The sequence below is a fragment of the Frigidibacter sp. genome (assembly GCF_030695035.1).
In the GTDB taxonomy this organism is placed as follows: domain Bacteria; phylum Pseudomonadota; class Alphaproteobacteria; order Rhodobacterales; family Rhodobacteraceae; genus Frigidibacter.
Genome location: NZ_JAUYTT010000014.1, coordinates 71,835 through 95,021 on the forward strand (window position 1 = coordinate 71,835; position 23,187 = coordinate 95,021).

The 23,187-nt window shown below is 65.2% G+C and carries 25 protein-coding genes and 1 tRNA gene; 13 read left to right on the forward strand and 13 right to left on the reverse strand.

Features of this window, described 5'->3' with window-relative positions:
* Position 1 precedes the first annotated feature (1 nt).
* The 3 genes from Q8S30_RS14340 to Q8S30_RS14350 all read left to right on the forward strand — a co-directional run bounded on the left by Q8S30_RS14340 (position 2) and on the right by Q8S30_RS14350 (position 879).
* The gene (locus Q8S30_RS14340) at positions 2–217 is read left to right on the forward strand and encodes a phage head-tail joining protein (RefSeq protein ID WP_305666710.1); all 216 of its coding nucleotides are present in this window, start codon (positions 2–4) and stop codon (positions 215–217) included.
* A 1-nt stretch (position 218) separates the two neighbouring features.
* A complete protein-coding gene (locus Q8S30_RS14345; protein ID WP_305666711.1) occupies positions 219–548 on the forward strand; it encodes a DUF2190 family protein in 330 nt (109 codons plus the stop codon).
* 148 nt (positions 549–696) lie between these two features.
* Complete coding sequence (locus Q8S30_RS14350) at positions 697–879, forward strand: hypothetical protein (protein WP_305666712.1); 183 nt, start codon at positions 697–699, stop codon at positions 877–879.
* Here Q8S30_RS14350 and Q8S30_RS14355 read toward each other — a convergent pair.
* From Q8S30_RS14355 to sdhC, 7 genes are all read right to left on the reverse strand, one after another.
* Positions 861–2,132, reverse strand: coding sequence for a DUF6538 domain-containing protein (locus Q8S30_RS14355; protein ID WP_305666713.1), 1,272 nt, complete (start codon positions 2,130–2,132; stop codon positions 861–863). The two genes, Q8S30_RS14350 and Q8S30_RS14355, sit on opposite strands and share 19 nt — an antisense overlap.
* Positions 2,133–2,286: 154 nt before the next feature.
* Positions 2,287–2,376 (reverse strand) — tRNA-Ser (locus tag Q8S30_RS14360).
* Between the two features lie 211 nt (positions 2,377–2,587).
* Positions 2,588–3,364 carry a succinate dehydrogenase iron-sulfur subunit gene (locus Q8S30_RS14365; RefSeq protein ID WP_305666714.1) on the reverse strand — a complete coding sequence of 259 codons (777 nt, stop codon included), beginning with the start codon at positions 3,362–3,364 and terminating at the stop codon, positions 2,588–2,590.
* Between the two features lie 100 nt (positions 3,365–3,464).
* Entirely contained in the window at positions 3,465–3,764 is a 300-nt protein-coding gene (locus tag Q8S30_RS14370; RefSeq protein WP_305666715.1) for a hypothetical protein, read from the reverse strand.
* On the reverse strand, positions 3,764–5,566 hold the full coding sequence (sdhA, locus tag Q8S30_RS14375; protein WP_305666716.1) for a succinate dehydrogenase flavoprotein subunit: 1,803 nt from the start codon (positions 5,564–5,566) through the stop codon (positions 3,764–3,766). The genes Q8S30_RS14370 and sdhA overlap by 1 nt, the downstream gene beginning before the upstream one ends.
* A 17-nt stretch (positions 5,567–5,583) precedes the next feature.
* Positions 5,584–5,955, reverse strand: coding sequence for a succinate dehydrogenase, hydrophobic membrane anchor protein (gene sdhD, locus Q8S30_RS14380; protein WP_305666717.1), 372 nt, complete (start codon positions 5,953–5,955; stop codon positions 5,584–5,586).
* 10 nt (positions 5,956–5,965) lie between these two features.
* Complete coding sequence (sdhC, locus tag Q8S30_RS14385) at positions 5,966–6,349, reverse strand: succinate dehydrogenase, cytochrome b556 subunit (protein WP_305666718.1); 384 nt, start codon at positions 6,347–6,349, stop codon at positions 5,966–5,968.
* A 347-nt stretch (positions 6,350–6,696) separates the two neighbouring features.
* On the opposite strand from sdhC, the gene Q8S30_RS14390 reads away from it, so the two are divergent.
* The gene (locus Q8S30_RS14390) at positions 6,697–7,818 is read left to right on the forward strand and encodes an alpha/beta fold hydrolase (RefSeq protein WP_305666719.1); all 1,122 of its coding nucleotides are present in this window, start codon (positions 6,697–6,699) and stop codon (positions 7,816–7,818) included.
* Here the strand turns inward: Q8S30_RS14390 and Q8S30_RS14395 are convergent.
* Genes Q8S30_RS14395 through Q8S30_RS14410 form a run of 4 tightly spaced genes read right to left on the reverse strand, consistent with a single transcriptional unit; the run spans position 7,815 to position 10,502 of the window.
* Positions 7,815–8,846 (reverse strand): MaoC family dehydratase, encoded by a 1,032-nt coding sequence (locus Q8S30_RS14395; RefSeq protein ID WP_305666720.1) that lies wholly within the window; start codon positions 8,844–8,846, stop codon positions 7,815–7,817. The genes Q8S30_RS14390 and Q8S30_RS14395 overlap by 4 nt on opposite strands.
* Positions 8,847–9,050, reverse strand: a complete 204-nt coding sequence (locus Q8S30_RS14400; protein ID WP_305666721.1) for a DUF1737 domain-containing protein — start codon at positions 9,048–9,050, stop codon at positions 8,847–8,849.
* Between the two features lie 2 nt (positions 9,051–9,052).
* The gene (locus Q8S30_RS14405; protein ID WP_305666722.1) at positions 9,053–9,607 is read right to left on the reverse strand and encodes an NnrU family protein; all 555 of its coding nucleotides are present in this window, start codon (positions 9,605–9,607) and stop codon (positions 9,053–9,055) included.
* Positions 9,608–9,617: 10 nt separating this feature from the next.
* Positions 9,618–10,502: a (3S)-malyl-CoA thioesterase gene (locus Q8S30_RS14410; protein WP_305666723.1), complete on the reverse strand. Its 885-nt coding sequence runs from the start codon at positions 10,500–10,502 to the stop codon at positions 9,618–9,620.
* 188 nt (positions 10,503–10,690) lie between these two features.
* On the opposite strand from Q8S30_RS14410, the gene Q8S30_RS14415 reads away from it, so the two are divergent.
* Complete coding sequence (locus Q8S30_RS14415; RefSeq protein ID WP_305666724.1) at positions 10,691–11,008, forward strand: hypothetical protein; 318 nt, start codon at positions 10,691–10,693, stop codon at positions 11,006–11,008.
* Between the two features lie 3 nt (positions 11,009–11,011).
* On the opposite strand, the gene Q8S30_RS14420 is transcribed toward Q8S30_RS14415, so the two are convergent.
* Positions 11,012–11,755, reverse strand: coding sequence for a sulfite exporter TauE/SafE family protein (locus Q8S30_RS14420; protein WP_371135526.1), 744 nt, complete (start codon positions 11,753–11,755; stop codon positions 11,012–11,014).
* 243 nt (positions 11,756–11,998) lie between these two features.
* Here Q8S30_RS14420 and mdh point away from each other — a divergent pair, with 243 nt between their 5' ends.
* Both mdh and Q8S30_RS14430 read left to right on the forward strand, forming a co-directional pair.
* Complete coding sequence (gene mdh / locus Q8S30_RS14425; RefSeq protein ID WP_305666725.1) at positions 11,999–12,961, forward strand: malate dehydrogenase; 963 nt, start codon at positions 11,999–12,001, stop codon at positions 12,959–12,961.
* 137 nt (positions 12,962–13,098) lie between these two features.
* Positions 13,099–13,956: a putative nucleotide-diphospho-sugar transferase gene (locus tag Q8S30_RS14430; RefSeq protein WP_305666726.1), complete on the forward strand. Its 858-nt coding sequence runs from the start codon at positions 13,099–13,101 to the stop codon at positions 13,954–13,956.
* Here the strand turns inward: Q8S30_RS14430 and Q8S30_RS14435 are convergent.
* Positions 13,953–14,963, reverse strand: coding sequence for a glycosyltransferase family 2 protein (locus Q8S30_RS14435; RefSeq protein ID WP_305666727.1), 1,011 nt, complete (start codon positions 14,961–14,963; stop codon positions 13,953–13,955). The genes Q8S30_RS14430 and Q8S30_RS14435 overlap by 4 nt on opposite strands.
* A gap of 216 nt (positions 14,964–15,179) precedes the next feature.
* On the opposite strand from Q8S30_RS14435, the gene sucC reads away from it, so the two are divergent.
* From sucC to Q8S30_RS14465, 6 genes are all read left to right on the forward strand, one after another.
* The gene (sucC, locus tag Q8S30_RS14440; RefSeq protein ID WP_305666728.1) at positions 15,180–16,373 is read left to right on the forward strand and encodes an ADP-forming succinate--CoA ligase subunit beta; all 1,194 of its coding nucleotides are present in this window, start codon (positions 15,180–15,182) and stop codon (positions 16,371–16,373) included.
* Between the two features lie 6 nt (positions 16,374–16,379).
* Positions 16,380–17,264, forward strand: coding sequence for a succinate--CoA ligase subunit alpha (sucD, locus tag Q8S30_RS14445; RefSeq protein ID WP_305666729.1), 885 nt, complete (start codon positions 16,380–16,382; stop codon positions 17,262–17,264).
* A 456-nt stretch (positions 17,265–17,720) separates the two neighbouring features.
* On the forward strand, positions 17,721–20,681 hold the full coding sequence (locus Q8S30_RS14450) for a 2-oxoglutarate dehydrogenase E1 component (protein ID WP_305666730.1): 2,961 nt from the start codon (positions 17,721–17,723) through the stop codon (positions 20,679–20,681).
* A 3-nt stretch (positions 20,682–20,684) separates the two neighbouring features.
* Complete coding sequence (gene odhB / locus Q8S30_RS14455) at positions 20,685–22,211, forward strand: 2-oxoglutarate dehydrogenase complex dihydrolipoyllysine-residue succinyltransferase (protein WP_305666731.1); 1,527 nt, start codon at positions 20,685–20,687, stop codon at positions 22,209–22,211.
* A 78-nt stretch (positions 22,212–22,289) separates the two neighbouring features.
* Positions 22,290–22,766 carry a hypothetical protein gene (locus tag Q8S30_RS14460; RefSeq protein ID WP_305666732.1) on the forward strand — a complete coding sequence of 159 codons (477 nt, stop codon included), beginning with the start codon at positions 22,290–22,292 and terminating at the stop codon, positions 22,764–22,766.
* On the forward strand, positions 22,763–23,158 hold the full coding sequence (locus tag Q8S30_RS14465; protein WP_305666733.1) for an MAPEG family protein: 396 nt from the start codon (positions 22,763–22,765) through the stop codon (positions 23,156–23,158). Before Q8S30_RS14460 ends, Q8S30_RS14465 begins: the two co-directional genes overlap by 4 nt.
* Positions 23,159–23,187: the final 29 nt, after the last annotated feature.

Below are 23,187 nucleotides of genomic sequence, written 5' to 3' on the forward strand. Positions count from 1 at the left end.
CATGGCAACGCTGGCAGAATTGACCGCGTATCGGGACAAGCTGAAGCGCGCGCGTTACAGCGGCACCCGGCGAGTCCGCGATCAGAACGGCGAGGAAATCGAGTTCAAATCCGACTCCGAAATGGCGAAAGCCCTTGCCGCGCTGGAAGCCGAAATCAGCAATGCCAGCGTTCGCCGCTCTTCGATCATCCGCTTCCAGACCAGTAAAGGAGTCTGAAATGAAAAACTATGTGCAGCCGGGAAATACCCTGACAATCGCAGCGCCCTATGCCGTTCTCTCGGGTGGCGGTCTGAAATCCGGCCTGATCTTCGGGATTGCCAGTGGTGATGCCGCCGAAGGGGCAGAAGTCGATGCCGCCACTGTTGGCGTGTTCGATCTGGTGAAGGTCGGCGCTGATGAATTCGCGGTTGGCGCTGCGGTCTACTGGAACGACACCACCAAGCTTGCGACCTCGACCGCCAGCGGGAACACGAAAATCGGCGTGGCGACTGAAGCCGCCGCCGCGTCCACTGCTGCCGTCCGACTGCGCTTGAACGGCAGCTTCTGAAATACACGGCGGAATCGGTCCCGCCGTGTATCGCCGCCCCGGTTGATCCCTCTGCGACCGGGGCGGCACCTCCCCCGAAATTCTGAACCCTCGCACCGCTGCGGACCTTCCGCGACGGGTGCCCCTTCTTTGCCTCAGGACTGGCCCGATGCCATGCAACCTTGAAGAACTGCGCGCTGCACATGCCAAGGTCGCCAAACTGGTGATCGTGGACCCGGTGTATGTGCCCGTCTTCGAGCGACTCGAGCTGATGATTGCCGAGGCCGAGTCCAAGGGGGATGTCCTCGCCAGAGCGCGGGCTATTGCGGCGCGTCAGAGCGCGATGGCCTGAACAATCTCATGCAGATGTTCCAGCGTAGCCCCGTTGCCATACCTTTCGCGTGTCAGGCGATGGCCGAACAGATCGCGGCGAATTCGATCATCAACACCCGCTGCAAGCATCCGGTCTTCGAAGGCGTGGCGCAGGGAATACATGGAATGCTGCGGCGTTTCCAACAGCAGATTTTCCCTCAGGAACTTGTTCACGGTTGCGGACAGGCTGGCGGGGGACTCCCGGTATCGCGGGAAGCCCTTGGGCAATTCCTTGAATGCTTCAAGGCTGACACCGACAAGGGGGATGACCCGCTTCGCATAGATCGACTTCAGTTGCCGCCCCTCAGCCTCAATCGAGATATGCGGAACATCTTGGTCCAGCCTGATATGGGCGGGCAGCAGGGCAGCACCTTCGCTTGGTCGGTATCCGGTGTTCACCATGCCAAGCAGGATGCAGCGGGCTTCCGTGTTCAGCCCCGCCAGCGCGCCTTCCTTCAGAAGGTGATCCTTGATCCACGCGACACTGAACGGCGGTCTCTGTTCCTGTTCGCCTTCCTTGAAGCTGAGATCGGTCAAGGGCAGGACCAGCCCGAGCCGCTTCAGCTTGTTTACCGTCTTCAAGACGTTGCCGAGATGGATCAGGTCCTTGTTCGCACTGTTGGGCACCAAGTCTTCTGTCTCGAGTCGTTCCGTCCACCAGACCCGGAAGTCCAGCATGTCGTCGCCGGTTATGTCGCGGATAGCTTTGTCACCGACAACTGCGATGAAATTCTTGATCGCTTTCTTGTGGGGATTTTCCCAGCGTCTCTGCTGATCCGCGCTCTTCCCGATGGTGCGATCCTTCGCCAGCGTCCAGAACAGTTCAAGCGCGCGGGAAACCGTGATCGGCGGCTCCACAGCGCCCCCAAGGACTGCCGCAGCTTCGATCCTGTCCGGTTCGCCGTTTCGTTCCGGGATCGCTTGAATTCGCCGCATCAACTCTTCTTCGGGCAGCTTGGCGACCTTCGCGGCGGGCATGTATCGAAACCCTCGCCGCTGCGCCAAATCGCGCGCCGCCTCGAACCGTGCTTCAGCATCCGAACTGTCGCCGTCGCGGCGCGCTTCCCATGCCCCCAGCATCTGATCCCACGCGACCAGCGCCTTAGCCTTGGCTTCCCTCTCAGAATCCGTGTGCAGGCTGATTTCCACGGTCTTCCTGGCCTCCACCGACTCATATCGGCGGGGAACACGTCTGCGCAGGTAGTAGGTGGAGCCGCGAAGGATCAGGTGCATGTCGCAGTCATGGCACAGATGCCGGCAACCGCACAAGCGGGGCGGTGCGGCAATTTGTGCGGCAAAATGTGGGGCAATATCGGCGGCATTGAGGGCGTGAAGTTCAAAAATCCCTGCAATTTCAGTCGCTTAGGTCACAATCGGGTGGGGAGTTTGGCGGAGCCGAAGGGATTCGAACCCTCGAGACGGTTCCCCGTCTGCACCCTTAGCAGGGGTGTGCCTTCGACCACTCGGCCACAGCTCCGCCGATGCGTATAGGGGGGAGATAACCGGGAAACAAGGCCGAAAATCCGGGGTGGGCGTGGCGGGGTTGGCTTGCCGGGAAATTGCATGGATGGCGCCTCACCTGATGCGCATATCGCCCAGGCCGGTCTGAGCGGCCCCGGGCTGAACCGTCCAATTGCAAAAGGCCCCCGCCTTGCGGCAGGGGCCCTGTCAGCCGACCGGCGTGTGGATCACACCACCCGTTCGACCATCATCTTCTTGATCTCGGCAATCGCCTTGGCCGGGTTCAGGCCCTTGGGGCAGGTCTTGGCGCAGTTCATGATCGTGTGGCAGCGATAGAGCTTGAACGGATCTTCGAGGTCGTCCAGACGCTCGCCCGTCGCCTCATCCCGGCTGTCGATGATCCAGCGATAGGCGTGCAGCAGCGCCGCCGGGCCGAGGTAGCGGTCAGAGTTCCACCAGTAGCTGGGGCACGACGTCGAGCAGCAGGCGCACATCACGCATTCATAGAGCCCGTCGAGCTTCTTGCGGTCGCCGATCGACTGCTGCCACTCTTTCGCGGGCTGGTTGGTCTTGGTCTCCAGCCAGGGCATGATGCTGGCATGCTGCGCGTAGAATAGCGTCAGGTCGGGGATCAGGTCCTTGACCACCGGCATATGCGGCAGCGGGTAGATCTTGACGTCACCCTTCACCTCATCCAGCCCATAAATGCAGGCCAGCGTGTTGATGCCGTCGATGTTCATCGCGCAGGACCCGCAGATCCCCTCGCGGCAGGAGCGGCGGAAGGTCAGGGTCGGGTCGACCTCGTTCTTGATCTTGATCAGCGCGTCCAGGATCATCGGGCCGCATTTGTCCATGTCGAGGAAATAGGTATCGACCCGCGGATTCTCCCCGTCATCGGGGTTCCAGCGGTAGATCTTGAACTTGCGGACGTTCTTGCCTTCGGGCTTCGGCCAGGTCTTGCCGACGCGGATCTTCGAGTTCTTGGGAAGTGTGAACTGAACCATTGCTAGGTTTCCCTTCCAGTCATTCCGGGGTTCTGGCGGCCAAGGCGGGTGCTGGCCGGAGGTCTGGCATCTGCGGGGCAGGGGGGCATCGGCCTGCGGGTCATGGCGCGGCGCCACGAGTGTAAAGCGGGCGGGTCGGGTATTCGCCGGACTTGCGCACCACACACGAGGTGTAGGCCGCCGACGGGTCGCCAAAGGTCACGCTGGGGGCGAAGTCCACCTCGAAATCGGTGACGGTGCCGCCGCTCGACGACACCCCCGCCTTGGCAGTGGCCGAGACTGGTGGCGCCGAGGCAAAGCGCCCGGCGCAAACGGATTCGGCCTGCCCGACCGGGATCGGGCCGCAGCTGGCGAGGGCAAGCCCCGCCAGCGCCAGCACATATCCCGGCCGCAGCGCCATCAATACACCCGGGCCTTCGGCGCGATCTTCTTCAGGTCGATCCCGCCCTCATCAAAGGTGGTCAGCGGATCCAGATGCACCGGACGGCTGGACAGCGTAACCTGGGCGCCATCGACATGGGCGAGGCTGTGCACGCGCCAGTTCACGTCGTCGCGGCTGGGATAATCCTCATGCGCATGGGCGCCGCGGGATTCCTTGCGCGCCTCGGCCGCCACGATGGTGGCCAGCGCGTTGGGCATCAGGTTCTGCAGCTCCAGCGTTTCCATCAGGTCGCTGTTCCACACCAGGCTACGGTCGGTGACCTTGATGTCGGCCATCTTGCCGGCCACTGCGATCATCTTCTCGACGCCCTCGGCCAGCGTCTTGTCGGTGCGGAACACCGCCGCGTCCGATTGCATGGTGCGCTGCATCTCCAGTCGCAGGTCCGCGGTCGGGATCGCGCCCGAGGCATGGCGGGCAGCGTCGAAGCGGGCAAGGCCTGCGTCGATGCTGGCCTTGTTCGGCGCCGGGGTCGCATCGGCCGGGTTCACGATTTCCGAGGCGCGGATCGCGGCGGCGCGGCCAAAGACCACGAGGTCGATCAGCGAGTTGGAGCCCAGACGGTTGGCCCCGTGGACCGAGGCGCAACCGGCCTCACCCACGGCCATCAGGCCCGGGAACACCGCATCCGGGTTGCCCGGCTGCGGGTTCAGCACTTCACCCCAATAGTTCGTGGGGATGCCGCCCATGTTGTAATGCACGGTCGGCAGCACCGGAATCGGCTCTTTCGTCAGATCGACGCCGGCAAAGATCCGGGCGCTTTCGGAAATGCCGGGCAGACGCTCGTTCAGCGTTTCAGGCGGCAGATGGTTGAGGTGCAGGTAGATGTGGTCCTTGTCGGCGCCGACGCCGCGGCCCTCGCGGATTTCCATCGTCATGCAGCGGCTGACCACATCGCGCGACGCCAGATCCTTGTAGGTCGGCGCATAGCGTTCCATGAACCGCTCGCCTTCCGAGTTGGTCAGGTAGCCGCCTTCGCCGCGGGCGCCCTCGGTGATCAGGCAGCCCGAGCCGTAGATGCCGGTCGGGTGGAACTGCACGAACTCCATGTCCTGCAGCGGCAGGCCCGCGCGGGCGACCATGCCGCCGCCGTCACCGGTGCAGGTATGGGCCGAGGTCGCGCTGAAATAGGCGCGGCCATAGCCGCCAGTGGCCAGCACGACCATCTTGGCGCTGAACACATGCATGGTGCCGTCATCGAGCTTCCACGCCAGAACACCGGTGCAGCGGCCATTCTCCATGATCAGGTCGATGGCGAAGTACTCGATGTAGAATTCCGCGTTGTGCTTGAGCGACTGGCCATAGAGCGTGTGCAGGATGGCGTGGCCGGTGCGGTCGGCGGCGGCGCAGGTGCGCTGCACCGGCGGGCCTTCGCCATATTCGGTGGTGTGGCCGCCGAAGGGGCGCTGGTAGATGCGGCCCTCTTCGGTGCGGCTGAACGGCACGCCGTAATGCTCCAGCTCATACACCGCTTTGGGCGCCTCGCGCGCGAGGTATTCCATCGCGTCGGTATCGCCCAGCCAGTCCGACCCTTTGACGGTGTCGTACATGTGCCATTGCCAGCTGTCGGGGCCCATGTTGCCAAGGCTGGCCGCGATGCCGCCCTGGGCTGCCACGGTGTGGGACCGGGTCGGGAACACCTTGGTCACGCAGGCGGTGCGAAGCCCCTGTTCCGCCATGCCCAGTGTCGCGCGAAGGCCAGAGCCCCCGGCGCCAACCACCACGACGTCATAGATATGCGTCTCGTAATCGTAAGCTGCCATTTGTCTTCGTCCTTGCCTCAGAGCGCGATCTTCGCCAGCGCGAACAGCCCTGTCGCCGTCACCGCCCAGGAGAGCGAAATGGCGCCGATGATCAGCGCCTTGCGGGTTGTGCCTTGTGCATAGTCCTCGATCATCGTCGTCGCGCCCTTGGCGAAGTGCCGCATCGAGGCGACCAGCGTCAGGCCGGTGAGGATGGCGATGAAGGGGCGCGAGAAGAAGGCCAGAACCTCTTCATGCGAGCCGCCAAGCGCGCGCCCGAAGGCGATCACGAAGGCGGGGATCAGGAAGGCCAGCCCCACGGCCGACACCATCATGAACCAGTGATGCTCGGTGCCGGTATGTGCGGCGCCCTTGCCTGCGGCGCGCTTGCGGTCGGTCAGGTAACGCATGTCAGCCCCCTCAGATCACGATCACAACCAGCACGGTCAGCACGACCGAGCCGATGACGACGCCCCAGCCAAGCTTCTCGGCCGTCGGAATGTCCAGACCATGGCCCGAATCCCAGATCAGGTGCCGCAGCCCCGCCAGGTAGTGGTAGGCCACCGCCCAGAGCGAGAGGAACAGCACCAGATCGCCGAACCACGAGGTGACGACCGAATTGGCGGTGGCGAATTGTTCGGGGCCTGCCGCCGCCGCCGCCAGCCACCACACGAACAGCATCGTTCCCACGATCAGACCGTTGCCGGTGATCCGGGTCAGGATCGAGGTAATCGAGGTCAGCTGCGGGCGATAGACCTGAAGGTGGGGGGAGAGCGGCCGGATGACCCGGTTGGACTCAGCCATGATGGATTCCTTCTGTGTCTGGCAACCCGTCGGAGATGTCGGCGGGCGGGCTTGTTTTCCCGATATTCAATAGCGGGTTTTTCGGGCAAGTCACGCCCCCGATGCTTTCAAAGCGGCTGACCACGGGTATTGCAGCGCAGAAAGTCAGGTTTGTGATCACAAATTTTCAGCGCGTGATCACAGTTTGCGCTAACGTCGGGCGGCTGGGCAGGGACGGCGGCGGTCCGCTGAAGCGGTCAATCCGCCGCGTTGTTGGACGGGATGGCAGCGGACTATGCTAGACTCAGGTCAGGTGCCGCGGGCAACCGCGGCCCGGCCCGGCAGCACCCGGCACGGGAGGATCGCGCGTGACGCACAAGCCCGAAGACCGGCCCGGTTTCGCCGATATGTCGGCTCTGTTCTGGCCGGCAGCCACCGGGGCCGCCCTCACCACAGCTTGGTTGGACGCGTGGCACAAGGAATTCAGCTTCGCCGCCGCAGCCGCCGGCATGATGGCGCGGCCGCCGCCGGACTGGTCGAGCCCGAACCGCGTGGCGCTCGACCTTGCCACGATGGAACTGCGCGACTTCTCGGCATCGGAGGGGGTTGCTGTGCCGGTCCTGATCGCCGCGCCCCATGCCGGTAACAGTCCCACGCTGGTCGATCTGGCGCCGGGGCAGAGCCTGGTGCAGGTTCTGCTGGAAGCTGGGCTGCAGCGGGTGCTGGTCACCGACTGGAAGACCGCGACCCATCCGATGCGCGATCTGGGTATCGACGCCTATCTCACCGATCTGGACGCGGCAGTTGAGTCCCTCGGCGGCGCGGTCAATCTGGTCGGCATCTGCCAGGGCGGCTGGATGTCGGCGATGTATGCGGCGCGCTTCCCGCAGAAGGTGCGCAGCCTCGTGCTGGCTGGCGCGCCGATCGACACGGCGGCGGGGCCGGGTGGGCCGGGGCTGCTGGCCAACAGCCTGCCGCTGGGAGTCTATCGCCAACTGGTCGGCATGGGGCAGGGCCGGATGTCCGGCCGCTACCTGATGGAGAGCTGGAAGACCCTGCATCCCGGCCATTACCTCGGCCGGATGCTGGAGCTGCACCGCGACTTCGCCGCCGACGGAGATTTGTCCCGCAACGACGCCTTCCAGCGCTGGATCGACGCCGCGCTGGACCTGCCCGGCCGCTATTACCTGCAGGTGATCGAAGAGCTGTTCCAGCAAAACCAGCTGGCGCGGGGCTGCTTTGCCGGTCTGGGGCGTACCCTGTCGCTGGGGGATGTGACCTGCCCCGTCTGGCTGCTGGCGGGCGAGGCCGATGACATCGCCCCCGCCGCGCAGGTGCTGGCCGCCGCCGCCCTGCTGGGCACGCCAGAGGCCGAGATCGTGCAGCAGAGCCTGCCCGCCGATCACCTCGGCCTCTTCATCGGCGCGCCAGCGCTGCAGGAGGCTTGGCCCGCCATCGCCCGCTGGATCGCGGAAAAGGGCGGCGCCTAGAGCGGCATCAGCGCCCAATAGTCGAGGTCCAGCAGCACCTCGGGCAGATACTTGCCATCTGTCCCGCGCAGCGCAAACGGCTCCGCGCCCTGCTTGGTCGCCACCAGCCGCAACCGGATCGCGCCGACGCCGGGCGCTGAAGTCTCCGCCTTGTCCAGCACCTCGGACCAGGCCTTGACGGTGTCGCCGGCGAAACACGGGTTGGCATGGGCGCCGCCGTTCAGCGCCACGATCATCTGAGCATTCGCGAGGCCATTGAAGGACAGCGCCCGCGCCAGGCTGATGACATGGCCGCCATAGATCAGCCGCCGTCCATCCGGCCGGAAGGTGGCGTCGAAATGCACCTTGGCGGTGTTCTGCCACAGGCGCGTGGCGATCATGTGCTCGGCTTCCTCGATGGTCACGCCATCGACATGGTCGATCTGCTCGCCCACCGCATAATCGCCCCAGCGATGCGGCTCTCCCGCCAGCGCGAAATCGTAGCCCTCGAAGGTGAGCCCCTCCGGCACCACCAGATCGGCGGGCACGACGACCTTGGCGAGCGTCGGCACCACCGGTTCGGGCGCCGGAGCGTCGGCGCGCGCCTTGCGCACCATCACCCACCGCACATATTCCAGCACCGTCTCGCCGCGCTGGTTCAGGCCCCGGGTGCGCACATAGACGTTCCCCGAGGTGCCGTTCGAGTTCTCCTTCAGTCCAATCACCTCGGACTGCGCGCGCAGCGTGTCTCCGGGGTAGACCGGGGCCAGCCAGCGGCCCTCGGCATAGCCAAGGTTTGCCACCGCGTTCAGGCTGATATCGGGCACGGTCTTGCCGAACACCGTGTGGAAAGCGATCAGGTCATCCAGCGGGCTTTGCGGCAGCCCGCAGGCCTGCGCGAAAGCGTCCGACGAATAGAGCGCCCCCCGCGCCGGGTAGAGCGCGTGATACAGAGCGCGTTCCCCGCCCGAGACGGTACGTGGCACCGCATGGTCGATCACCTCGCCGATGCGATACTCCTCGAAGAACCGGCCCGGGTTGGTCTTCATTCACTGCTCTCCCAGCTTCATGTCGGGGTGATAGTCCCCGGGGACGTCCTTCACCACCGCCTGTCCGCAGCGCATCACGCCGCGCGCCGCATCAAAGGCATAGGTCGGCCCGCCATGCAGCTCCCATCCCTTGGACAGGGCAAGGCTGACCTTGTGGCAAAAGGCCGATGTGTCGTCTTCGGTCAGCAGGCGATAGAGTTTCATTTTCATCCGTAGTTCCCCAGGAATGGATTGTAGCCGAGCCAGATGTGGATCGCGGCGATCAGCCCGAAGAGCACCAAGGTTCCCACAAGGTTCATCGCGTCACCCTTGATCCCGCGAACCGGTGCCGGTCGCTGCCACGGCGTGCGGTTGATCACGGTCATTTCCACCAGCGCCCAGAGGCCGATGCCGCCGAACAGCACCAGCGAGGCGACATCGCCGTTCACTAGCAAATGTGCCACCGACCAGATCACCGTGCCCCACAGCATGGGGTGGCGCATCTTGGGGTAAAGCGTGCCCTTGGTGCCGCCGACCCCGAACAGGAACACCGAAATCAGCATCAGCGTGTTGTTGGCATGGCCCATGCCCGGCAGCGGTGTGTAGACCGGCATGAACTCGGCGCCCCGGTAGCCGATCACCATCAGCACCAGCGCGGCGCCAAGCGCCAGCGCGACATAGCCCTTGCCGCGGTCACCCAGATTGGCGCGCACATCCGGCGCGGCGCGTTTGAACAGATGCGCCGCCCACCACAGCAGGAGTCCAAGGATCAGAAGCGTCATGGCTGGCCTTTCAGCTTGCGTGCAACGCGGCAATCGCCTCCGCTTTCGCAAGAGTCTGCCGCGCGGTCACGATATGCAGGTTTTCGACGATCCTGCCATCCACGACTGCGACACCCAGCCCCTGCGCCTCGGCCTCCTCGAAGGCAGCAATCTGCCGACGGGCAAGATCGATCTCGGCCTCCGACGGCGCAAAGGCGGTATTGGCGATCTCCAGCTGCGCGGGGTGGATCAGGGTCTTGCCGTCAAAGCCCATGTCGCGGCCCTGCTCGCATTCGGCCAGCAGCCCGGCCTCGTCCTTGAACGCGTTGTAGACGCCATCGACAATGGTCAGCCCATGCGCCCGCGCAGCCAGCAGGCACAGGCCGAGCCCCGCCTGCATGGCAAGGCGGTCGGGGCGGAAGCGGCTGCCAAGCTCCTTGGCCAGATCATTGGTGCCCATCACCATGCCCGCCAGCCGCGGATGCGCGGCAATGCTGGCGACGTTCAGCATCCCCAATGCGGTTTCCATCATCGCCCATAGCGGCACATCGGGGATCAGCGCCGCCACGGCATCCAGATCAGCGGGGGTGGAAACCTTGGGGATCAGGATCGCATCGACCTTCGCCCCGGCGGCAATCGCCTTGGCAAACGCCGCCACGTCATCGTGGCCCCAGTCGCTGTCCAGCCCGTTGATCCGCACGATGCGCGCCCGGGACCCATAATCGGCCTCGGCCAGAACCTGCGCCAGCAGCGCCCGCGCGGCCGGCTTTTCATCCGCCGCCACGGCATCCTCGAGGTCGAAGATGATCGCATCGGCCGGCAGATCCTTCGCCTTCTCCAGCGCCCGCTCCTTGGAGCCGGGGATATACAGCACCGACCGGAAGGGGCGCGCGCGCCCGGCAGTAACCGCAGCCATGATTCTCTCCTCGCAACTTTATTTCGCCAAGGACCACATCAGCGGCAGATTCGGCAACCCCGGAATTGCCGCAACGCAGCGGCAAGCCCTGCGCTGCGCGCATCGTTAACCAATTATTACCAGAGCTGGCCGCAGTCTTTGCCCATACCGCGCCCCTATGCCGGGGCAGAGTCATCGGGGCACAGATCATGCAACACAAACTCTTCGCACTCTCGCTCGGCTTTGCTGGAATGATCCTCGCGGCGCAGGCCGCCTTTGCCGAAAGCGGCCCAAGCTGCGGCATCCGCGCTTCGGTCGTGGAACGGCTCGCCGCCACCTACGGCGAAACCCGCCGTGGCATCGGCCTCGCCTCCGGAAATGCCGTTGTCGAGGTCTTCGCGTCAGATGTGACCGGCACCTGGACAATCACGGTTACCCTCCCGAGCGGGCGCACCTGCCTGCTCGCCTCGGGCCAGCATTATGAGGCTATGGCCGACCTGCTGCCGCCTGAGGGCACAGACGCCTGACCCTCAGCCCGCCGCCGCCTGCCACAGCAGCCGGAGCGACACCGCCAGCAGCGCCCATGTCACCAGCGCGAAAAACAGCTTCTCGGGCAGCACCTTGACCAGCTTCAACCCAGCAAAGACCGCGAGGCTGGCGGGCAGCATCAGCACCGCCGCCACCTTCAAATTCTCCCCCGACAACTGCCCCAGCGCCCAGTAGGGGACCAGCTTCACCGCGTTCACCACCGCAAAGAAGATCGTCGTGGTGCCGGCGAACACGGTCTTGGACAGCCGCTGCGGCAGCACATAGACCTGATAGGGCGGCCCACCGGCATGGCTGACAAAACTGGTGAAGCCCGCCACCGCGCCCCAGAACAGTCCTGGCGCCACTGTGGCCCCCCGCTCTGCCGGAACGGTCCGGCGGAGCAGCAGGTTGGCCGAGAATGCCAGCCCGATCAGCCCCACCAGCCCGGTCACCGCCCGCTCCGGCACCACGCTCGCCGTGGCCCAGCCAAGCGCGATGCCCACCACCGCGCCCGGGATCAGGATTGCCAGATTGCGCCGGTCAAAGGCGTGGCGATAGGCCCAGACCCCGAACATGTCCGACACTACATAGACCGGCAGCAGCAGCCCCGCCGCCATCACCGGCGACATCACCAGCGACAGGATCGGGACCGACAGCATGCCGACAACCGGCAAGCCGCCCTTCGCCGAGCCGACCAGCACGGCCGCGGTCAGCGCCGCCACCCAGAACAGCACGGAGTCTTCCACGGCCGCCTCGCATTTCACAGAATCGCCCGCCCGCCGCAGGCCTCCGCGCCCGGTTTCCGGGCACCGCCCGCGCGGCGCGACGGCTCTTTAGCGCAAACATCGGCGCCGATCCATCCTCAAACCCCGCCGGGCCCGCGCCGCACTTGCACGGCGGGCCGTGACAGACTACGCATCCCCGCGTCAGCTGCGCTTCCCATGGTGGAAGCGCCTGCGTCACAGTCATAACCTGACCCGGAGGAATTCATGGCCAGACCCAAGATTGCGCTGATCGGCGCCGGTCAGATCGGCGGCACGCTCGCCCATCTCGCTGCGATCAAGGAACTCGGGGATGTCGTCCTGTTCGACATCTCGGAAGGCACGCCGCAGGGCAAGGCGCTCGACATCGCCGAATCCGGCCCCTCCGAGGGCTTTGATGCCGTGATGAAGGGTACCAACGACTATGCCGACATCGCCGGTGCCGACGTCTGCATCGTCACCGCCGGCGTCCCGCGCAAGCCGGGGATGAGCCGCGATGACCTCTTGGGCATCAACCTCAAGGTGATGAAGGCCGTGGGCGAGGGCATCAAGACCCACGCCCCGGACGCCTTCGTGATCTGCATTACCAACCCGCTCGACGCGATGGTCTGGGCCCTGCGCGAATTCTCGGGCATGCCGCACAACAAGGTCGTCGGCATGGCCGGCGTGCTCGACTCGGCCCGCTTCCGCCACTTCCTGTCGGTGGAATTCGGCGTGTCGATGCGCGACGTCACCGCCTTCGTTCTGGGCGGCCATGGCGACACGATGGTGCCGCTGGTCCGCTACTCCACCGTGGGCGGCGTGCCGCTGCCGGATCTCGTGGACCTCGGCTGGACCACGCAGGACAAGCTCGACGCCATCGTGCAGCGCACCCGTGATGGCGGCGCAGAGATCGTCGGCCTGCTGAAGACCGGCTCGGCCTTCTACGCGCCGGCAACCAGCGCCATCGAGATGGCCGAAGCCTATCTCAAGGACCAGAAGCGCGTCCTGCCCTGCGCCGCCTATGTCAAAGGCGCGCTCGGGCTCGACGGGATGTATGTGGGCGTTCCCACCATCATCGGCGCCGGCGGGATCGAGAAGGTCATCGACATCAAGATGACCAAGGACGAACAGGCAATGTTCCAGAAGTCGGTTGACGCCGTGAAAGGCCTCGTCGAGGCCTGCAAGGGCATCGATCCCTCGCTGGCCTGATCTATTGGCTGCAAGACTTGGCGCGCGTCCCTTGAAGGGGCGCGCGCTCTTCGTTGCGTGCTCGCCGCGCAGACCGGCATTCCCCGCGCGCACCGTCTATGGCAGGACTGCGGGCAGACAGATGAGGAGAGCCCCGGATGACCGACCCCACCTCCGAACCCCGCGACGGCTTTGTCTTTGCCGCCACCGGCCAGGCCTTCATCCAGCTGGCGGCCGAGGCCGCGCGCAGCCTGCGCGCCACAAATCCCGGCGTGCCGATCGACCTTTTCACCGATGGCGAGGTGACCGACCCGGTCTTCGACCGTGTTCACCAACTGGGCCGCAGCTGGTTCCGCCCCAAGTTCGAGGCGCTGCGCCGGTCCCGGTTTCAGCGCACGATCTGCCTTGATGCCGACGTGATCGTGGTCGCCGATATGCGCGATGTGTTCGAGGTGCTCGGCCGCTTCGACTTCGTCGCGGCCCATGAACAGCGCCGCAACACAGCCTCGGCGATGCGGCAGCTGACCCGCCCGATGCCGGCCGCCTTCCCGCAGATCAATGGCGGCATGATCGGCATCCGACAGTCGCCCGAGACGCAGGCCTTCATCGACCTTGTCGAGCGCACGATGATCGAGGGCAATCACGGCCGCGACCAATATGTCCTGCGCGAGCTGCTGTTCGACAGCGACCTGCGGATCTGGGTGCTGCCGCCCGAATACAACCTGATGGCGGTGCGGCAGGTCGAGGTGCAGGGCACCAAGTTCACCGCGCCGCGGGTGCTGCACTTGCCGCGGCTGCACGGCCATATGAAGGGCCGCACGAAGCGGCTGGAAAGCCCGGCGGCGGTGATCGGCCCGGCGCTGTGGCGGCATATCCAGCGGATGATCGCGGCGGACATGACGCTTGGCGGCACCGGCGCGCCGCTGGCCCGGCCGGTGGACCGCGGGCTGTTCGGCAGCCTGCGGGCGATCTCGGCCAATGTCGCGCTGGGCCTGTCGCGGCTGCTGCGCCGCTAAAGGGACAGGCCCGTCGCCGCGATCAGCGCCGCCTCGCGCCGGCGCAGGATCGCGTCGAAAGCGCCCGGCGACAGGTCGACCGCCCGCCCCGGCAATTGCCGCGCCAGCGCGCCCTCGATATCCGGCCGCGCGTCCAGCAGCCCTCCGGCCTCTTCCAGCGCCGCCGCCTGCTGCGCCGTCAGCCCCTGGACCGTGCCCGCCAGATCGCGCCAGCCTGCGCCGTCGCGCGCCGCCGCCGCCATCCGCGTGAACTGCAAGATCCGGTGCGCGCCATGCGGCCGCGGCGGCCCGCCATAGCTTTCGGTCGCGCGCTTCAGCAGCTTCAGCGCGAAATGCAGCGGCGTCAGCCCGTCGAAATGCAGCAGCCGCGCCGCCTCGGCCGGGCGCATCGGCACCGGCACTGCGCCTGGCACCGGGTGATGCACCCCCATCTCGAACCCGCGCCCGGTGCGTACGATGCCCTTGCCCGCGGTATGGCCCGACAGCCCATCATTCAGAAATCCCGCCGCCGGCCCATAGATCCCCGGCCCCTGCGCCGCAAACCCGGTCAGCGGCGTGCGGAACCGGCCCGCAAAAATGTCGCCTTCCTCCCCCGCCCAGACCCGCTCTGCCACCCGCAGGTTCAGATAGCCGAAGCGCTCCGCCGTCAGCGCCAGTTCCGCCGCCAGATCCGCCAGCGGCCAGACGAACTCATCCGCATCGCAATGCAGCAGCCAGTCCGTCTCGCCCATCCGGTAGACATGCGCCGCGTTGGATTTCTGCCGCGCAGTGTGGCGCTGGGGGCGGCTGCCCCTGCGGCTGAGCCGCCACCACTCGTCATCGCACAGCGTTACCGTCAGCCGTGGCACCCCGGCCATCAGTGCTTGCGCCTCGGGATTGGGGCTGTCGAGGAACAGATGCACCGTCGCCGCGCCCAGATCCAGATGATGTGCCGCAAAGGCCGCCAGCAGCGGCGCTGGTTCGTCCACCGTCGCCACCACCGCCCAACTTGGCTTTTGCCCCGACATGCCACCCCCACCTGTTAGCGCCACCTGATTCGCGGCCGACCTTACCCGCAATTACACGGCTTTCCGGGCGGGAAATTGATTGTGATCACAGGTTTCAAACCCGTGATCACAAAACCCGGAAAAGCGGCTGCAAACCGCCGATTGCACCGAAATGCCTTTTGCCATCAAGGAAGCTGTGCCATTCAGCCCCAAATTGCACCAGCATGGGACGCTACCATGAACATCCACGAATACCAGGCGAAGGCGCTTCTGCGCAGCTACGGCTGCCCGGTCTCGGACGGTCGTATCGTCCTGCGCGCTGAAGAGGCCAAAACCTGCGCGAGCGAGCTTGACGGCCCGCTCTGGGTCATCAAGGCCCAGATCCACGCGGGCGGCCGCGGCAAGGGCTCCTTCAAGGAGGCCGAGGCCGGCGAAAAAGGCGGCGTGCGCCTTGCCAAATCGGTCGAAGAGGCCGAGGCGATGACCAAGCAGATGCTGGGCCGCACCCTCGTGACCCACCAGACCGGCCCCGCCGGCAAGCAGGTCAACCGCATCTACATCGAAGATGGCAGCGACATCGCCCGCGAGCTTTATCTGGCTCTGCTGGTCGACCGCGCCACCAGCCGCGTCTCCTTCGTCGTCTCGACCGAAGGCGGCATGGACATCGAGGAAGTGGCCGCCCACACCCCCGAGAAGATCATGTCCTTCAGCGTCGATCCGGCCTCGGGCCTGTCCGACTTCCACGGCCGCCGCGTCGCCTTCGCCCTCGGGCTGGAAGGCGGGCAGGTCAAGCAATGCGTCCAGCTGGTCAAGAACCTCTACCGCGCCTTCATCGAGAAGGACATGGAGATGCTCGAGATCAACCCGCTGATCGTCACCCCCGATGGGATGATCAAGTGCCTCGACGCCAAGATCGGCTTCGACAACAACGCTCTCTACCGTCAGTCCGACATCATGGCGCTGCGCGACGAGACCGAGGAAGACTCCAAGGAACTCGCCGCCTCGAAGTTCGACCTGAACTACATCGCGCTTGACGGTGAGATCGGCTGCATGGTCAACGGCGCCGGTCTTGCGATGGCGACGATGGACATCATCAAGCTCTACGGCGCCGAGCCTGCCAACTTCCTCGACGTCGGCGGCGGCGCCACCAAGGAGAAGGTGACCGAGGCGTTCAAGATCATCACCTCGGATCCCAACGTCAAAGGCATCCTCGTGAACATCTTCGGCGGCATCATGCGCTGCGACATCATCGCCGAGGGCGTCATCGCCGCGGTGAAGGAAGTCGGCCTGCAGGTTCCGCTGGTCGTGCGCCTTGAGGGCACGAATGTCGAGCTGGGGAAAGAGATCATCCGGAACTCCGGCCTCAACGTCATCGCGGCCGACGACCTGTCGGATGCGGCAAAGAAAATCGTCAAAGCGGTGAAGGGGTAAGTTTCCATGGCCGTTCTCGTCAACTCGAACACCAAGGTCATCTGTCAGGGCTTCACCGGCTCGCAGGGCACCTTCCACTCCGAACAAGCCATCGCCTATGGCACCAAGATGGTCGGCGGCGTGACCCCGGGCAAGGGCGGCACCGAGCATCTCGGTCTGCCGGTCTACAACTCGGTCCACGAGGCCAAGGAACGCACTGGCGCCAATGCCTCGGCGATCTACGTTCCGCCGCCCTTCGCCGCCGACTCGATTCTCGAGGCGATCGACGCCGAGATGGAGCTGATCGTCTGCATCACCGAAGGCATCCCGGTGCTGGACATGATGCGCGTCAAGCGCGCCCTGCTGAACTCCAAGTCGCGCCTGATCGGCCCGAACTGCCCCGGCGTGATGACGCCGGACGAATGCAAGATCGGCATCATGCCGGGCAGCATCTTCAAGCGCGGTTCGGTCGGCGTCGTGTCCCGTTCGGGCACGCTGACCTATGAGGCCGTGAAGCAGACCACCGACGTTGGCCTCGGCCAGTCCTCGGCCGTCGGCATCGGCGGCGACCCGATCAAGGGCACCGAGCACCTTGACGTGCTGGAGATGTTCCTGGCCGACCCCGAAACCCACTCGATCATCATGATCGGTGAGATCGGCGGCGCTGCCGAAGAAGAAGCCGCGCAGTTCCTGGCCGATGAAAAGCGCCGTGGCCGCTGGAAACCCACCGCGGGCTTCATCGCCGGGCGCACCGCGCCTCCGGGCCGCCGCATGGGCCATGCCGGTGCCATCGTTTCGGGCGGCAAGGGCGACGCGGATTCGAAGATCGAGGCGATGAAATCCGCCGGGATCATCGTTGCCGACAGCCCCGCCGGTCTGGGCGAAGCCGTGCTGAAAGCCATCAGCCTGTAATCAGGCCGCAAGTTTGTGCCGGAGCGGTCCCCGCTCCGGCACTATGTTCACCTGAAAGGCCCTTCGCCGCAGTGCGGCATGGGCCAACCCCGGAGCCCGACCCTCGATGGTCATGGTCAGCCATAGGCGCGACGCCCCCCGCCGGGCGCGCAACACGGCAGGCGCCCAAGCCCGGATGCGGCAGGCGCCGCAGATGTGGCCTTTGGCATTGCTCCCCGCATCGTTGCTCATCGCAATCCTGCCTGCCGCAGCCCTTTGCCGCCCGCCCGCCTTGACGCTTCGTCAGGGCGCGTGCCCGGCTTGCATGCGCAACCCCGGCCCTTCGGCCCGCGTTGGTTCCCTGAACCCCGGCCCAAATCCCGACGGCGCCGCCCGCTCATCCCGGCTTTGCCCGGCCCCGCTCTCCCGCCCGATCCCGGGCACCGACAACCGGCTTGCCGCCAACGAGGTCCAGACATGACCGACCAATCCCCCAACGATCTTCTGCACGCCTCCAGCTTCCTGCAGGGCCATAACGCGGAATATATCGAGCAGCTCTATGCCCGCTATGCCGCTGACCCCTCTGCGGTCGATGCCGCCTGGGGCGAGTTCTTCCGCAGCCTCGGCGATGCCGAGATGGACGTGAAGAAAGAGGCCGCCGGTGCCTCCTGGACGCGCGCCGACTGGCCGCCGATGCCGAATGATGACCTGACCGCGGCGCTGACCGGCGAATGGCCGGCCGCGATGCGCGAAATCAAGGGCGCCGGCGCCAAGATCAAGGAAGTCGCCGCCGAAAAGGGCGTCTCGGTCAGCGACGATCAGATCAAGCGCGCGGTGCTGGATTCGATCCGCGCCATCATGATCATCCGCGCCTACCGGATCCGCGGCCACCTGGCCGCCGATCTCGACCCGCTGGGAATGACGGCGCAGAATGCGCATCCCGAGCTGGACCCCAAATCCTACGGCTTCACCGAAGCCGACATGGACCGCCCGATCTTCATCGACAACGTCCTCGGTCTGCAGATCGCCTCGATGCGGCAGATCGTGGATATCGTGAAGCGCACCTATTGCGGCACCTTCGCGCTGCAATACATGCACATCTCCGATCCCGAGCAGGCCAGCTGGCTGAAGGAACGGATCGAGGGCTACGGCAAGGAAATCACCTTCACCCGTGAAGGCCGCCGCGCCATCCTGAACAAGCTGGTCGAGGCGGAGGGCTTCGAGAAGTTCCTGCATGTCAAATACATGGGCACCAAGCGCTTCGGCCTCGATGGCGGCGAAGCGCTGATCCCGGCGATGGAGCAGATCATCAAGCGCGGCGGCAACCTCGGCGTGCGTGAGGTCGTGATCGGGATGCCGCATCGCGGCCGCCTGTCGGTGCTGGCCAACGTGATGTCCAAACCCTACCGCGCCATCTTCCACGAATTTCAGGGCGGCAGCTTCAAGCCCGAGGATGTGGATGGCTCGGGCGACGTGAAATACCACCTCGGCGCCTCGTCGGACCGCGTCTTTGACGGCAACACCGTCCACCTGTCGCTGACTGCCAACCCCTCCCACCTTGAGGCTGTGAACCCGGTCGTCCTCGGCAAGGTCCGCGCCAAGCAGTTCCAGCTGGGCGACACCACCCGCCATCAGGTGCTGCCCGTGCTGCTGCACGGCGATGCCGCCTTTGCCGGGCAGGGCGTCGTGGCCGAATGCTTCGGCCTGTCGGGCCTGACCGGGCACCGCACCGGCGGCACCATGCATATCGTGGTGAACAACCAGATCGGCTTCACCACCGCGCCGCATTTCAGCCGCTCGTCGCCCTATCCGACCGACATCGCGCTGATGGTCGAAGCACCCATCTTCCACGTCAACGGCGATGACCCGGAGGCGGTCGTCCACGCCGCCAAGGTCGCCACCGAATTCCGCCAGAAGTTCCACAAGGACGTGGTTCTGGACATCTTCTGCTACCGCCGCTTCGGTCACAACGAAGGCGACGAGCCGATGTTCACCAACCCGGCGATGTACAAGCGCATCAAGTCGCACAAGACCACGCTGCAGCTTTACACCGAGCGTCTCGTCAAGGACGGGCTGATCCCCGAGGGCGAGATCGAGGATATGAAGGCCGCCTTCCAGGCCAAGCTCAATGAAGAGTTCGAGGCCGGCAAGGACTTCAAGCCCAACCGTGCCGACTGGCTGGATGGTCGCTGGTCCGGGCTTGATTCCGAAGGGGCCGAGTATCAGGCCGGCAAGACCGCCATCGCGCCCGAAACGATGCAGGAAATCGGCACCGCGCTGACCCGCGTGCCCGAAGGGTTCGACCTGCACAAGACCGTCGGCCGCCAGCTCGACAGCAAGTCCAAGATGTTCGAAACCGGCGCCGGCTTCGATTGGGCGACCGCCGAGGCGCTGGCCTTCGGCTCGCTCGCCATCGAGGGCTATCCGGTGCGCCTGTCCGGGCAGGACTGTATCCGCGGCACCTTCAGCCAGCGGCATTCGGCCTTCATCGACCAGACCACGGAAGAGCGGTACTTCCCGCTCAACCACATCCGCGCAGGCCAGGCCAAGTATGAGGCCATCGACTCGATGCTGTCGGAATACGCGGTCCTCGGCTTCGAATACGGCTACTCGCTGGCCGAACCCAACGCCCTGGTGATGTGGGAGGCGCAGTTCGGCGACTTTGCCAACGGCGCGCAGATCATGTTCGACCAGTTCATCTGCTCGGGTGAGCGGAAATGGCTGCGGATGTCGGGCCTTGTCATGCTGCTGCCGCATGGCTTCGAAGGGCAGGGGCCGGAACACTCCTCCGCCCGCCTCGAACGCTTCCTGCAGAACTCGGCCGAGGATAACTGGATCGTCGCCAACTGCTCGACCCCGGCGAACTACTTCCACATCCTGCGCCGCCAGATCCACCGCAGCTTCCGCAAGCCGCTGGTGCTGATGACGCCGAAGTCGCTGCTGCGCCATCCGCTTGCGGTGTCGGACGCGGCCGAATTCACCACCGGCTCGCAATTCCACCGCGTGCTGTGGGATGACGCCGAGAAGGGCCATTCCGACACGAAACTGGCGCCCGACGCTGGTATCAAGCGCGTCGTCATGTGCTCGGGCAAGGTCTATTACGACCTCCTGGCCGAACGCGACAAGCGCGGCATCGACGATGTCTACCTGCTGCGGCTGGAACAGTTCTACCCGTTCCCGGCGCAATCCATCGTCAAGGAGCTCAGCCGCTTCCTCGGTGCCGAAATCGTCTGGTGCCAGGAAGAGCCCAAGAACCAGGGCGCCTGGACCTTCCTCGAACCCAACCTCGAATGGGTTCTGGGCCGCATCGGCGCCACCCATGGCCGCGCCCGCTATGTCGGCCGCGCCGCCTCGGCCTCGCCGGCCACCGGCCTCGCCTCTCGCCACAAGGCAGAGCAGGAAACGCTGGTCAACGAAGCCCTAACGGTCGGAGGATAATCCATGGCCATCGAAGTCCGCGTCCCAACCCTTGGTGAAAGCGTGTCCGAGGCGACCGTCGCCACCTGGTTCAAGAAGGTCGGTGACACCGTCGCCGCCGACGAGATGCTGTGCGAGCTGGAGACCGACAAGGTGACGGTGGAGGTTCCCGCCCCCGCCGCCGGAAAGCTGATCGAGATCGTGGCGCCCGAAGGCACCACGGTCGGGGTTGCCGCGCTGCTTGCGCAGATCGCCGAGGCCGGAACCGCTGGCCCCGAAGAAGTGAAGCCGAAAAAAGGCGCCGAAGCCGAAGCTGGCGCGAAAGAGGGCAAGATGACCGATGTGATGGTGCCGACGCTGGGTGAAAGCGTGACCGAGGCGACCGTGGCCACCTGGTTCAAGAAGGTGGGCGACGCTGTCGCGCAGGATGAAATGCTGTGCGAGCTGGAAACCGACAAGGTGTCGGTCGAAGTCCCCAGCCCGGTCGCCGGCGTGCTGACCGAGATCCTGGCGCCCGAAGGCACCACCGTCGATGCCAAGGCCAAGCTGGCCGTCGTGTCCGAAGGCGCCGCCGCCGCGCCCTCCGCGCCGAAGTCGGAAGAGGCCTCGCCGGCACCGGCCGCCGCCACGCCTGAAGCCGTCGTCACCTCGAAATCCAAGGACGTGGAAGACGCGCCCTCGGCCAAGAAGGCGATGGCCGAGGCTGGCCTGTCCGCCGATCAGGTCACCGGCTCGGGCCGCGATGGCCGGATCATGAAGGAAGACGTCGCCCGCGCAGCATCGGCTCCGAAAGCCTCGCCCGCTCCGGCCCCGGCCTCCGCCCCGCGCGCCCCGGTCCCGGCCGAGGATGCCGCCCGCGAAGAGCGCGTGAAGATGACCCGCCTGCGCGCCACCATCGCCCGCCGCCTGAAGGAAGCGCAGAACACCGCTGCCATGCTGACCACCTATAACGAGGTGGACATGTCCGGCGTGATGGAGCTGCGCAACACCTACAAGGACCAGTTTGAAAAGAAGCACGGCGTGAAGATGGGCTTCATGTCCTTCTTCGTGAAGGCCTGCTGCCACGCGCTGAAAGAAGTGCCCGAGGTCAATGCCGAGATCGACGGCGGCGATGTGGTCTACAAGCATTACGTCCACATGGGCGTGGCCGTCGGCACCCCCTCGGGCCTCGTGGTCCCGGTGGTGCGCGACGCCGACCAGATGGGCTTTGCCCAGATCGAAAAGAAGATCGGCGAACTTGGCCTGCGCGCCCGTGACGGCAAGCTGTCCATGGCCGAAATGCAGGGCGGCTCGTTCACCATCTCCAACGGCGGCGTCTATGGCTCGCTGATGTCCTCGCCGATCCTGAACCCGCCGCAATCGGGCATCCTCGGCATGCACAAGATCCAGGACCGCCCGGTCGTGGTGAACGGCCAGATCGTGATCCGCCCGATGATGTATCTGGCGCTGAGCTACGATCACCGGATCGTGGACGGCAAGGGGGCCGTGACCTTCCTGGTGCGGGTCAAGGAAGCGCTGGAGGATCCGCGGCGGTTGCTGGTGGATATTTAGGCGCGCAGATACTGGTCGGTAGTTGAAATCTGGAGGCCGCCCTTGTCCAAGTCTATTGCACTAATAGTAGCAGGGGCGGTGTCTGGCTGGTTCGTTGGTTCCTCTATGGGGTTCGTAACGGGCGGAGCGGGCTACAATGCTGCTTGGGTGTTCGGCCCGCTCGGAGCATTCATTGGATGGCTAGTTTCCAGTAAAATGGAGCAAGGAAGCAACGCGGTCAAAAATAACGATCCAGCAGAACATGACGGATATGGGAACGACCAAGAAGCGGTGGGCCCGAGTGCTGAATTGGGCGACCGCGGCATAAAATTCTTCCAAGAAGTCCTTTGGTCTGTGGTGGTGCTTTTGGCGACTGTCTGGAATTTCCATATTGATTTGCTGGAAAAGGTGGGGGCTCTCCCAACCTTCGTGCGTCAGCCGCTACTGTTTCCGGGGATGTGTATAGCCGTCTCGCTTGTCTTTCCGCCATTTTTCATCGTGTATTTTCTGGCTTGGGTTGCAGCCAGTACCTTCAACATATGTGAAGAAACCAACTACAGGGCCACGATCAAATGACCCCCGAACTCACAGCCCTCGCCCTCGCCGGCCTCCTGCAAGCCGTCCAGTTCCTGCTCTTCGCCCTCCCGGCGAATATGGAGCTTGGAACCGGCTACACCTCCAGCCCGCGCGACCGGCCGCCCTCGCGGTCGCTCAGCCCGCGCACCGCCCGCCTCCAGCGCGCGCTGAACAACCATTTCGAGGGGCTGATCCTCTTCACCCTCGCCGTGGTCGTGGTCACGCTCGGCGGCCAGTCCACCGGCTTCACCGCCGCCTGCGCCTGGATCTATCTGGCGATGCGGGTGCTCTACGTTCCTGCCTATGCCCTCGGCTGGAAGCCCTGGCGCTCGGCGATCTGGGGCATCGGCTTCCTTGCGACCGTGGCGATGATCCTCGCCGCGCTGTTCTGAAACATGCGGCAATCGTATGTATGAAATCT

Bases quoted from the DNA above. Each gene is read 5' to 3' on its own strand.
- Q8S30_RS14340 (WP_305666710.1), top strand. From the start codon at position 2: ATGGCAACGCTGGCAGAATTGACCGCGTATCGGGACAAGCTGAAGCGC.
- Q8S30_RS14465 (WP_305666733.1), top strand. From the start codon at position 22,763: ATGACCCCCGAACTCACAGCCCTCGCCCTCGCCGGCCTCCTGCAAGCC.
- Q8S30_RS14365 (WP_305666714.1), bottom strand. From the start codon at position 3,364: ATGGTTCAGTTCACACTTCCCAAGAACTCGAAGATCCGCGTCGGCAAG.
- Q8S30_RS14350 (WP_305666712.1), top strand. From the start codon at position 697: ATGCCATGCAACCTTGAAGAACTGCGCGCTGCACATGCCAAGGTCGCC.
- sdhD (WP_305666717.1), bottom strand. From the start codon at position 5,955: ATGCGTTACCTGACCGACCGCAAGCGCGCCGCAGGCAAGGGCGCCGCA.
- Q8S30_RS14395 (WP_305666720.1), bottom strand. From the start codon at position 8,846: ATGAAGACCAACCCGGGCCGGTTCTTCGAGGAGTATCGCATCGGCGAG.
- Q8S30_RS14345 (WP_305666711.1), top strand. From the start codon at position 219: ATGAAAAACTATGTGCAGCCGGGAAATACCCTGACAATCGCAGCGCCC.
- Q8S30_RS14430 (WP_305666726.1), top strand. From the start codon at position 13,099: ATGACCGACCCCACCTCCGAACCCCGCGACGGCTTTGTCTTTGCCGCC.
- sucC (WP_305666728.1), top strand. From the start codon at position 15,180: ATGAACATCCACGAATACCAGGCGAAGGCGCTTCTGCGCAGCTACGGC.
- Q8S30_RS14435 (WP_305666727.1), bottom strand. From the start codon at position 14,963: ATGTCGGGGCAAAAGCCAAGTTGGGCGGTGGTGGCGACGGTGGACGAA.
- Q8S30_RS14355 (WP_305666713.1), bottom strand. From the start codon at position 2,132: ATGCACCTGATCCTTCGCGGCTCCACCTACTACCTGCGCAGACGTGTT.
- odhB (WP_305666731.1), top strand. From the start codon at position 20,685: ATGGCCATCGAAGTCCGCGTCCCAACCCTTGGTGAAAGCGTGTCCGAG.
- sdhC (WP_305666718.1), bottom strand. From the start codon at position 6,349: ATGGCTGAGTCCAACCGGGTCATCCGGCCGCTCTCCCCCCACCTTCAG.
- Q8S30_RS14370 (WP_305666715.1), bottom strand. From the start codon at position 3,764: ATGGCGCTGCGGCCGGGATATGTGCTGGCGCTGGCGGGGCTTGCCCTC.
- sucD (WP_305666729.1), top strand. From the start codon at position 16,380: ATGGCCGTTCTCGTCAACTCGAACACCAAGGTCATCTGTCAGGGCTTC.
- Q8S30_RS14415 (WP_305666724.1), top strand. From the start codon at position 10,691: ATGCAACACAAACTCTTCGCACTCTCGCTCGGCTTTGCTGGAATGATC.
- Q8S30_RS14450 (WP_305666730.1), top strand. From the start codon at position 17,721: ATGACCGACCAATCCCCCAACGATCTTCTGCACGCCTCCAGCTTCCTG.
- Q8S30_RS14400 (WP_305666721.1), bottom strand. From the start codon at position 9,050: ATGAAACTCTATCGCCTGCTGACCGAAGACGACACATCGGCCTTTTGC.
- Q8S30_RS14405 (WP_305666722.1), bottom strand. From the start codon at position 9,607: ATGACGCTTCTGATCCTTGGACTCCTGCTGTGGTGGGCGGCGCATCTG.
- sdhA (WP_305666716.1), bottom strand. From the start codon at position 5,566: ATGGCAGCTTACGATTACGAGACGCATATCTATGACGTCGTGGTGGTT.
- mdh (WP_305666725.1), top strand. From the start codon at position 11,999: ATGGCCAGACCCAAGATTGCGCTGATCGGCGCCGGTCAGATCGGCGGC.
- Q8S30_RS14410 (WP_305666723.1), bottom strand. From the start codon at position 10,502: ATGGCTGCGGTTACTGCCGGGCGCGCGCGCCCCTTCCGGTCGGTGCTG.